This window comes from Mameliella sp. MMSF_3455 (assembly GCF_030733205.1).
GTDB lineage: Bacteria > Pseudomonadota > Alphaproteobacteria > Rhodobacterales > Rhodobacteraceae > Antarctobacter.
Genome location: NZ_JASHJL010000041.1, coordinates 37,001 through 47,274, shown reverse-complemented (window position 1 = coordinate 47,274; position 10,274 = coordinate 37,001). Strand labels below are relative to the sequence as shown.

The 10,274-nt window shown below is 65.6% G+C and carries 10 protein-coding genes; 4 read left to right on the top strand and 6 right to left on the bottom strand.

All coding sequences use genetic code 11. The features are described 5' to 3' along the window. Positions 1-59: 59 nt before the first annotated feature. From RBB42_RS22390 to ubiA, 5 genes are all read right to left on the bottom strand, one after another. The gene (locus RBB42_RS22390) at positions 60-503 is read right to left on the bottom strand and encodes a MaoC family dehydratase (protein ID WP_305968715.1); all 444 of its coding nucleotides are present in this window, start codon (positions 501-503) and stop codon (positions 60-62) included. 104 nt (positions 504-607) lie between these two features. After that, positions 608-1,480, bottom strand: coding sequence for a TIGR01459 family HAD-type hydrolase (locus RBB42_RS22385; protein WP_305968716.1), 873 nt, complete (start codon positions 1,478-1,480; stop codon positions 608-610). Positions 1,481-1,566: 86 nt separating this feature from the next. After that, positions 1,567-1,896, bottom strand: coding sequence for a hypothetical protein (locus RBB42_RS22380; RefSeq protein ID WP_305968717.1), 330 nt, complete (start codon positions 1,894-1,896; stop codon positions 1,567-1,569). Then, entirely contained in the window at positions 1,889-3,895 is a 2,007-nt protein-coding gene (locus RBB42_RS22375) for an OmpA family protein (protein WP_305968718.1), read from the bottom strand. Before RBB42_RS22375 ends, RBB42_RS22380 begins: the two co-directional genes overlap by 8 nt. Before the next feature lie 59 nt (positions 3,896-3,954). After that, positions 3,955-4,920 (bottom strand): 4-hydroxybenzoate octaprenyltransferase, encoded by a 966-nt coding sequence (gene ubiA, locus RBB42_RS22370; RefSeq protein ID WP_305968719.1) that lies wholly within the window; start codon positions 4,918-4,920, stop codon positions 3,955-3,957. Positions 4,921-4,938: 18 nt separating this feature from the next. Between ubiA and RBB42_RS22365 the strand changes: the two genes are divergently transcribed. The 4 genes from RBB42_RS22365 (at position 4,939) to RBB42_RS22350 (ending at position 8,461) form a co-directional block, all read left to right on the top strand. After that, positions 4,939-5,658: a 16S rRNA (uracil(1498)-N(3))-methyltransferase gene (locus RBB42_RS22365; RefSeq protein ID WP_305968916.1), complete on the top strand. Its 720-nt coding sequence runs from the start codon at positions 4,939-4,941 to the stop codon at positions 5,656-5,658. Continuing rightward, positions 5,655-6,506: a GNAT family N-acetyltransferase gene (locus RBB42_RS22360; protein ID WP_305968720.1), complete on the top strand. Its 852-nt coding sequence runs from the start codon at positions 5,655-5,657 to the stop codon at positions 6,504-6,506. Before RBB42_RS22365 ends, RBB42_RS22360 begins: the two co-directional genes overlap by 4 nt. Continuing rightward, positions 6,503-7,027: a hypothetical protein gene (locus RBB42_RS22355; protein ID WP_305968721.1), complete on the top strand. Its 525-nt coding sequence runs from the start codon at positions 6,503-6,505 to the stop codon at positions 7,025-7,027. The genes RBB42_RS22360 and RBB42_RS22355 overlap by 4 nt, the downstream gene beginning before the upstream one ends. A gap of 63 nt (positions 7,028-7,090) precedes the next feature. Next, the gene (locus RBB42_RS22350; protein WP_305968722.1) at positions 7,091-8,461 is read left to right on the top strand and encodes a glutamate--cysteine ligase; all 1,371 of its coding nucleotides are present in this window, start codon (positions 7,091-7,093) and stop codon (positions 8,459-8,461) included. A gap of 62 nt (positions 8,462-8,523) precedes the next feature. Here RBB42_RS22350 and RBB42_RS22345 read toward each other — a convergent pair whose 3' ends face one another. Further along, positions 8,524-10,101, bottom strand: coding sequence for a gamma-glutamyltransferase family protein (locus RBB42_RS22345; protein WP_306043832.1), 1,578 nt, complete (start codon positions 10,099-10,101; stop codon positions 8,524-8,526). Positions 10,102-10,274: the final 173 nt, after the last annotated feature.

Here is a 10,274-nt window from a genome sequence, read left to right as displayed (position 1 = left end):
CCCCCCCCCCCCCACGCAGGGGGCTCAAGGCGCGTTCTGTTGGTTCGCAGGCCGCTTGATCAGTCGAACTTGCGCGAGGGCGCCAGAACCTTGGCCTCGCCGATCAACACCTTCTTGCCATCGACCGAGCAATGGGTTTCCAGTGTCACGCGGCGCTTGGCGTGGTCGATGTCGACCACCTTGACCTCGGCATAGACCATGTCGCCGGGGCGCACGGGCCCAAGGAATTTCAGCGTCTGACCCATGTAGACCGTGCCGTGACCGGGGAGTTGCTCGCCGATGACGGCAGAGATCAGGCCAGCCGTCAGCATCCCGTGGGCGATCCGCCCCTCGAAGATCGTGTCCTGGGCATAGTCATCATCCAGGTGCACCGGGTTCCGGTCGGTCGAGACCTCGGCGAACATCTCGATGTCCTGGTCCGTCACCTGTTTGCGCAGGTAGCGGGTCATCCCCATTTCGATGTCTTCGATGCAGATCGTGCCGCGGGGCATATTGTCCAACATCCGGCCCTCCATGTGCAAAACGTGCGGTAATAAATGCGCGACATGTCCGCGCTTTCGGTAATTTTATTACTTTGCGGTTGCAGCAAAGGCAAGCAAAATCTGCCTCAGCGGAGGGTGCCAATGGTAAAGCTGGGATTGATCATTTCCTTTTCGGTATAGGCTTTTAGCGCGTCAGGGTCGGGTTGTTGCGTCGTTTTGGTCTCTGCCCGCGCCAATCCGCCGCTGATGAAGAGGGAATCGATATCCTCGCCCATCGCACCGTCGATGTCGGTGTGCGCACCGTCGCCGATGGCCAGGATGCCCGCGTCTTGCACCCCCTTGCGGTGTTCGGCAAGACGGCGGCGGGCAAGGTCATAGATCGGCGGATGCGGCTTGCCGAAATACAGGCTCTCTCCGCCCATCTCGGTATAAAGTTTCGCAAGCGCGCCGGCGCACCATTCGCGCCGCTCGCCCCGATCGACGACGATGTCGGGGTTGGCGCAGAGCAGCTTGATGCCCTTCTGCTTGGCATAGAGGAATTCCGGGCGGTTCACCTCGGGGTCGGCGTGGGGGTCGAAGGGACCGCAGCAGATGATGCCCTCGGCCTCCTCCAGTTCGACCCGCTCGATCTCGACCGGGTCCTCGATGATCTTGAGCGGTTCGAAAAAGGAATGGTCAAAGGCCTGTCCCATGAACCAGACCTTGCGCCCCACTGCGCCGCGGAACATCGCGGCGCGGGCGCTGTCACCCGAGGTGGCGATATCGTCCCAGGCGTCCTGCGGCACGCCGAAGCGGTCCAGCTGCTTGGCAACCTCGTGGCGAGAGCGGGGCGCGTTGGTCACGAGGATCACGCAGCCGCCGCGCTGGCGATAGCCCTGCAACGCCTCGACGGCCGAGGGGATCGCCTGCACGCCGTTGTGCACGCAGCCCCAGAGGTCGACGAAGAGCGCGTCGTAACGATCGGAGATTTCGGAAAGGGCGGTGATGATCTGGGTCATGTCGGCGGGTCCTCGTCGCGCGATTGTCGACCCGCTCATCCCATATACCGACCGCTCTGGAAAGGGCCGGGGCGCTCCGGCCCTTGTCAGGCCTGCTGGTTCATCCGCTCGACATGGGCGCGCATTTCTTCGGCGTCCGAGCGCGCCTCGCGCAGCCCTTCCATTGCAGCCGAAAGTTCGGCCTCCGCCTGCGCCAGCTGGTTGGTCAGCTCGGCCTCGCGCTGTTGCAGGTAGGTTATGGCCTGGTCACGGGTTTCCTCGGCCTCGTGCAATTCCTGGCTCATCTTTTCCAGCTGGTCCATGTCGGCCTGACTGACGCGCTTGAACCGATGCACCAGCCAATGGGCGAACCAGCCCAGCAGGAAGGCAACGAAGAGGATCGCTGCGGTCGTCACGATGAATTCGGTCCTATTCATCCCCAGTTCCTCTGCCCTTTGGCGGCCTGATCCTGCCCAGTTCCGGATCCGGTTGCGCCTCTGCCGGTGCACCGGGTTCGATTACGGGGGCGGCGTCCACCGTTTCCGGATCGGCGTCTGCCACCACAGGATCTGCATTTGCTGCCGGGTCCGAATCGCCCGGTTCCGCACCTTCTTCGCCCTCTTCCGGTTCGGGTTTCAAGAGCTTGAATTCGATCCGGCGGTTCGCCTCGCGGCCCTCTTCGGTGCCGTTGTCGGCAATCGGAACGGTCTCGCCATAGCCCTTGGCGGTGTAGGATCGCGTCGGGACCCGCCGCGCGCGCAGGGCATCCAGAACCGCCTGGGCGCGGTCGCGGCTCAGTTCCTGGTTCATGATCTCGCGCCCCTGGCTGTCGGTGTGACCACCGATTTCCAGCGCGATGTCGCCACATTGCTTCAGCAGGTCTGCCAGTTCGTCCATGATGTCCTCGGCCGAGGCATCCAGCCGGGCAGAGCCGGGTTCGAAGGTGATCTTCCGGTCGCCGATGATCTCGACGATCATCGCCTCGCATTCCTCGGGCGTGGGCAGGCCGGCAACCGGATCCAGCGCCTCGACATATTCCACGTCGATCTCGAAGGCCGCGGCCTCGCCCAGCTGGGCCACCAGCAGGTCGGCGATCTGGGCGCTGGCCTCGGTGTTGCCGGTCTTGCCGGTGACGGTCACAAGGTCGGGCGTCACCGTGACCGCGCCATGCGACAACAGCGCCAGCGCGTCCAGACCGGCCAGAACCCGCACCGTCCAGTCGCCGGGCACGCCCTCTGTGACACGGGCCGCCGTGTAGACCGCCTCGGAGCTGAAAAGTGCCCGGGCAAAGCTGTCCGCCGTGGCGCGGGCCTGCTCCGTGCCCAGCCTTCCGCGCAGTTGCACCGCGCCTTCGGGGCTGAGCGTGGCGACGAAATCCGGGGTTCCCTCGGGTTCCGCCTCGGGCGGTTTGGGCAGGTCGGCGGTCAGGGCAAAGAGATCGGGCAGGGCCGCATCCAGTTCGCCGACAACCCGGTCGAACAGGGCCTGGTTGGTGCCTTCGCGTGCCACAAGGGACACGTCCGCATTGGAAAAGGTCAGCGTGCCGCCACCCAGTTCCGCCAGCTTGGCAATGCCGATTTCCACCGCGTCGGCCCAGCGGCGCGAGGGCACACCCAGGCCCAGTCGGCAGGTTGCCTTGCCTTCCAGGCCCGCCTTGGCCGCTGCCTGCAGGATCCGGTCGCGCCCGGCCTCCGTGTCGGCGGAACAGGCGTCGAAGCGCGCTCCGTCCTCGTCGATGGCGAAGCGCAGGGTAAAGGGAGAGATGACCGGCCGCGGAGCCGAGAAATCCATCGCCAGGCCCAGATCCTCGGGCTTGCGACGGGTCAGCGCGGTTTCCAGTCGGCTACGCGCCTCATGGCTTTCGGTCATGGCCTTGATCGCCACCTGGTCGGCGGCAACGGATATCTTGGACCGGGGCAGGTCCTTGAGCGCGTCGGAGGCAAATCCCAGCGCGTCGGCCCAGCCCTCGGGGGCCGGGAAATCGGCGGTTTCCAGCAGGTCCATCACCTGACCGTCACCCGCAAGCCTGCGAAATCCTTCGATCAGCGCGTCGCGGTCCGTTGATGCCGGGACAAGCCCGATGACGGAAATTCCCGCATCATTGCGCAGGATCTCGACCGAGAAACTGGGTGGGGCGAGGTCCTCGGGTTCTTCGACCAGCATCTGGTCGATCACCCGGCTGGCATCCACCACGCGGCCTGCCGCGCTCAGAGCCTGGAAACGGGCCGCCTCATCAGGGGCCGTCCCGAAAAGGAAGACCTGCAAGCCGTCGGTGTCGACCTCGGCCCAGGTCAAACCATCCGAGTCCAGTTCGTTCAGGACGCCGGTGAGCGAGGCACGTTCCACTGCGTTTCCGGCAAAATTTGCAGTCACGAGGCTGAGCAAGCCCGCCGCAGCGAAAATGCCACCAGTGATGAAATACGAGGAGAGGCGCATGGGCGCTGGGTTTTCCTTGTTTTTTCAGAACTGATACGCAAGCGCGGAGGGTGGTGCAATCAGGCGATCAGGGCGATGGCGAAAAACAGCACAGGCAGCAACCCGGCGTCGCGGTTGGACCGGAACAGGCTCAGCAACCGGTCGTGATCGTCCATCTTCAGGCGCCGCAATTGCCAGACCATGTGCCAACCCATCGCCCAGGGACCGCCGATCATGAGGATCAGGGCCAGCAGGTTGCCGTCCGGGGCCGCGGCCACGATGGCCAGGCCCATCAGCACGACACTGGCAACCAGGAACCGGCGCAGCCATTTCGGGGTTTCATCGCCAAACAGGCGGGCGGTGGATTTCACCCCGATCAGCGCGTCGTCTTCCTTGTCCTGGTGGGCGTAGATCGTGTCATAGAACAGCGTCCAGGCCATCCCGGCAAGATACAGCAGCACCGCCGGCAGTTCCAACCGCCCGCTATGGGCGGTCCAGGCCAACAGGGCGCCCCAGTTGAAGGCGATGCCGAGGAAAATCTGCGGCCACCACGTGAACCGCTTGGCAAAGGGATAGACCGCGACGGGCAGCAGGCTCAGAACCCCCAGCGCGATGGCCGCGGGCGGAAAGGTGATGAGGATACAGAAGGCCACCAGCGACTGGATGATCGCCCAAGCCAGGGCCTGTTTCGTGGTCACCTGGCCCGAGGGAATCGGACGCGAGGCCGTCCGCGCCACCGATCCGTCGATGCCGCGGTCGGTGATGTCATTCCAGGTGCAGCCGGCCCCGCGCATCAGCACTGCGCCGATCCCGCAGCTCGCGAAGATCCACAGGTCGAACCAGTAGGCCTGCCCGTTGTTGACCATCGACAGCAGCAGCCCCCACCAGCAGGGCAGCAACAGCAGCCAGGTGCCGATGGGCCGGTCCGCGCGACTTAGTCGCAGGTAGGGCCGTGTCCATTGCGGCGCCCAGGTGTCGACCCAATTGCCATGCACGGCGTCGCGCACCTGTCCTTCGGCCTCTGGTCTCTGATGCGTCCCGGACATATGGTCCCCTCCATGACGGTGACACCGAAAATCCGGCTCTTTGTAGAGCACCCTTTGGCCGAGGAACAACAGGTGACCCTGTCGCGGGAGCAGGCGCATTATCTATTTGGCGTTATGCGGCTGACGACCGGTGCGCAGGTGGCCCTGTTCAACGGGCAGGACGGCGAATACCGCGCCGAGGTCGTCGAGGCCGGCAAGCGTGGCGGCACGCTGGTCTGTCGCGCCCGGACTGGGCCGCAGTCGATGCCGCCCGATCTCTGGCTGATGTTCGCGCCGATCAAGAAGGCGCGCACAGATTTCATCGTCGAGAAATCGGTCGAGATGGGCGCGCGCCGCATCGTGCCTGTCCAGACGGAATTCACGAATTCCGAACGCATCCGGCAGGACCGGCTGCAGGCACATGCCACCGAGGCGGCCGAGCAGTGCGGCGCCACCTTCGTTCCGCAAGTGACCGAACTGCACCGGCTGGACCGGCTTCTGGCCGACTGGCCCGAGGACCGACAGCTGATGTTCTGCGACGAGGCGCAGGCCGGGGCACATGCGCGCTTACCGGGCACCGGTGCCTCATGGGCGATACTCATCGGTCCCGAGGGCGGGTTCTCCGATGCCGAACGTGCCCGATTGCACGCGCTGCCCTTTGCGCATGCAGTGGCGCTCGGCCCGCGGATCCTGCGTGCGGACACCGCCGCCGTGGCGGCGTTGACCCTCTGGCAGACCACCCTGGGAGACTGGCGATGATCCGCAAGGCCACGCCCGCCGACACTGTCCCGATGGCGGCCTTTCTCGAAGCGCATGTCGAGACGTCGATGTTCCTTCTGGGCAATCTCGAGGCGCACGGCACCGAGGACACCGCACATCCGCATGGCACCGCGTTTTTCCTGCGTGAGACCGGAGATGGCATCACCGGGGTCTTCGGGTGTACCAATGCCGGCTTCCTGATGTGCCAGTTGCCCGACCTGACCGCGACAGAGGCGCAGACCTATGCTCACCTCCTGAAGGGGTACACGCTGCAGGGCATGACCGGCGAGGCGGACCAGGTACAGGTGATCGTCGATGCGCTGCCCGTCGCACCAGAGGCGTGGCGGTTGAACAGGGTCGAACCCCTTTACCGCATGGACATTCGCGGGCTGAGCTCTGGCAGCGCGATCCGTCCGCCTGCCAAGGCGGATGTGCCGGTGCTGACCGACTGGTTCGCAAGGTACATGACGGAAACGCAGACAGCCCCGCCGGGTAACCTGCACGCGGCCGCCGCACGCCGTGCCGAACTGGCCGTGGGCGCCCCTCGTATCCGTATTTTGGAGCGCGACGGCACTCCCGTGGCAATGGCGGCGATCAACGCCAAGGCCGGGCAGACGGTACAGGTCGGCGGTGTCTTCGTGCCTACGGACCTGCGCGGCCAGGGGCTTGGCGGGCAGGTGGTGCGGGCGTTGCTGGCCGAAATGGCGGGGCAGGGCGCCACAACCGCCATTTTGTTTGCCGCATCGCCGGAGGCGGCGAAGACCTATGAGCGCATCGGCTTTGCCCGTGTCGGCGGTTATCGCATCGCCATGCTGGAACAGGCCGCCCTGCTGGGAGAGTCCCGATGATCCGCCCGGAGGCGATGAACGCCATCCGCCAGTGGCAAGAGGCGCTGATCGGCCTCGCCGTCATGGCACTGGGCGCCTATTGGGGCTTTTTCACCGGCGGCGGGCTGTTGCACTGGATCGGCTATCTTGTCCTGCTGATCGGGGTCGCGCTGACCGTGACCGGCGTGCAGCGCGGGCGTTTTCGCCGGGGCGGTGGCGGTCCCGGCGTGGTGCAGGTGGTCGAACGTCGCGTCAGCTATTTCGGTCCGCTCTCGGGCGGGATCGTCGATCTCGACGCGCTCGAGGCGCTCAGTCTCGACCCGACCTCGGAACCGCCGGTCTGGCTGCTGATGGCGCCGGGCCAGCCGCGTCTTGAAATTCCGCTGACCGCCAAGGGCGCCGACCAGCTTTTCGATGCCTTCGCCACCCTTCCGGGCATCCGGACAGAGCACATGTTGCGCCAGATGCAAGAGGGCGCGGCACACCAGGTTGTCATCTGGCGCGCGTCTTCTGTGCGCGATGCCGCCAGAAGGCTGCATTGACACTCTGGCCGATTGGCGACAACAGGATAAGTTCAGAACCGCGAGCAGACCGGGAGCCCCCACATGTCCATTCCCCAATCCGGCGGCGGGCCGATCACGTCTCATGCACAATTGGCAGAGTATCTGGCCTCGGGCTGCAAGCCAAAGGACCAATGGCGCATCGGCACCGAGCATGAAAAGTTCGGCTATTGCAAGGACACGCTCAAACCCTTGCCCTATGACGGCGAGCGTTCGATCCGCGCGGTGCTGGAAGGGCTGCGCGACCGCCACGGCTGGGATCCGGTGTCCGAAGGCGGCCATATCATCGGCCTGACCAAGGACGGCGCGAACGTCAGCCTCGAACCGGGCGGGGCGCTGGAACTCTCGGGCGCGCCTCTGGAGACCATCCACCAGACCTGTGACGAGGTGAACGAGCACCTGGCCCAGGTCAAGGACATCGCCGACGAGATCGGCGTGGGCTTCATCGGGTTGGGTGCCGCCCCGATCTGGACGCATGAGGAAATGCCGCTCATGCCCAAGGGCCGCTACAAGCTCATGGATGCCTACATGGACAAGGTGGGCACCACCGGCAAACAGATGATGCGCCGGACCTGCACCGTGCAGGTGAACCTCGACTTCGCGTCAGAGGCGGACATGGTGCAAAAAATGCGCGTGGCGCTGGCGCTGTCACCCGTGGCCACCGCGCTTTTCGCCAATTCGCCCTTCTTCGAGGGCAAGCCGGTGGGCGTGAAATCCAAGCGGATGCAGATCTGGGAGACGCTGGACGATTCCCGCACCGGTATGTTGCCGTTCGTCTTCGATGAGGGCTTCGGGTTCGAACGCTGGGTGGAATACGCTTTGGACGTGCCGATGTATTTCGTCTATCGCGACGGCGTCTATGTCGATGCGCTGGGCATGTCCTTCCGCGACTTCCTCGAGGGCAAGCTGCCGGCTTTGCCGGGCGAGGTGCCGACGCTGTCCGATTGGGCCGACCACCTGACCACCGCCTTCCCGGACGCGCGGATGAAGAAGTACATAGAGATGCGCGGCGCCGATGGCGGCCCGTGGCGGCGGCTTTGCGCGCTGCCCGCCTTCTGGGTCGGGTTGATGTATGACCAGACCGCGCTGGATGCGGCCTGGGACCTCGCCAAGGGCTGGGACGCGGAAACGCGCGAGGCGTTACGGCTGGCGGCGACCCGCGATGGGTTGCAGGCCCAGGTCGGCGATATCAGGATGCATGACCTCGCGCGCGAGGTTTTGAACATCGCCGAGGCAGGCCTTGTGGCGCGGGCGCGCCCCGGTGCCGGCGGTCTTGTCCCGAACGAAACGCATTTCCTGAATGCGCTCAAGGACAGCGTCGAGTCGGGCAGCGTGCCGTCCGACGAACTTCTGGCGCGGTACAATGGCGACTGGAACGGCGATCTCAGCCGCATATACGCAGAATACTCCTATTGAGCCGTTTGATGGCCTAGGCGGCACGGGACCCCGGACTTGATCCCGGGTCCCGTGCGATATCGTCAATAGCCGATCGCGCAACCGTCCTTGCGCGGGTCGGATGCTCCTTGCAGCACCCCGTTCTGATGGATGCGGATCGCCTGCGCACCGCCGATCGGGGCGCTGGGCACTTCGATGTCGTGTCCCATCTCGGCCAGCTTGGCAAAGACCGCTTCGTCGTGGCCCCGTTCTAGCTGCAGCTTGTTGCCCTCGGCAAAGCTGCGGGGGGCGTCCAGGGCGGCCTGCGGGTCCATGCCGAAATCGATCATGTTGGTCAGCACGCGCGCATGGCCATTGGGTTGGTACTGTCCGCCCATGACGCCAAAGGGCATGGCCACGCGCCCCTCCTCGACCAGCATCCCGGGGATGATCGTGTGCATCGGCCGCTTGCCGCCTGCCATTTCGTTCGGGTGCCCCTCGGCCAGGGTAAAGCCCGCGCCGCGGTTCTGGAACAGGATGCCGTATTTCTCCGAGGCGATCCCGGAGCCGAAGCTGTTGAAGATCGAGTAGATCAGCGACACGGCCATGCGGTCGCGGTCGACCACGGTGATGTAGATCGTCTCGCGGTGCACCTCTTCGGACAGGGTCGTGGCCGAGGCCATCGCCCGCCCGGGTTCGATCAATTCTGCCAGCCTGGCTGCCGTTTCCGGGCTTTGCAGGTGGTCCAGACGCGTCATGTGGTCTGCATCGGCCAGGAAACGGTTGCGCGCATCATAGGCCAGTTTGGCGGCCTCGGCTTCGATGTGGATGCGCTGGGCGCCGAACGGGTCCATCGAGGCCAGGTCGAAATGCGACAGGATGTTCAGCAGCAGATGTGCGGTCACGCCCTGGCCATTCGGCGGGTGTTCCAGGAGTTCTCGGCCCTTGTACGTCCCCGAAATCGGGTCACCGATTGTGCAGGCGGTTGCCGCGAAATCGTCCAGGGTATGAACACCACCGGCGGCGTTCAGCGCGGCGCACATGTCCTCGGCCACCTCTCCGGCGTAGAAGCCGTCGCGCCCCTGTGTCGCGATTCGGCGCAGCACCTCGGCATTGCCGGGCAGGCGAAAGATGTCGCCGGTCACGGGCACCGCGCCGCCATCAAGGTAGTGCGTCCGGCCCGCGCCCTGCAGCCGGTCGTTTGCCTCGTCCCAGTCGAATGCGACGCGCGGAGCTACCGGCACACCGTCGTCCATTGCCCGGATCGCGGGCGCCAGGCTGTCCGCCAGGCCCAGGCGACCCCAGCGGTCGGACATGGTGCAGAAGGCATCGACCGCGCCCGGGATCGTGACGGCGTGGGCGCTGGCCACGGGCACCGCCTGGTGCCCCTCGGCGCGCAGGGCTGTGGCATTTGCCGCCGCAGGCGCGCGGCCGGATCCGTTGACCGCGATCACCTCGTCCCCGCCTGCGGGTGAGACCAGCGCGAAACAGTCGCCGCCCAGCCCGGTCATCGCCGGTTCCGCGACGCCCAGCAGGACCGCGCCGGCGATGGCCGCATCCATCGCGTTGCCGCCACGCTGAAGGATGTCGACCGCAGCCTGTGCGGCCAGCGGGTGCGACGTCGCGCAGAGCCCGTTCAGGGCCAGCACGGGGGATCGTCCGGGTCTGTGGAAATCGCGCATGTGCCTCTCTGCTCCCTTGTTGCCGGGCAGAGCATACGGTGGCGTCTTGCGGCGTCAATCGGGAGGACTGAACCTCGGCGCCGCGCACTGGGTGGGGGCTGAAAACGCGCGACGCCGAGGGAAGCCTTGTGCAGCTTACTGGAACAGGATGGTTGCGAATCCGGGCCGTATTT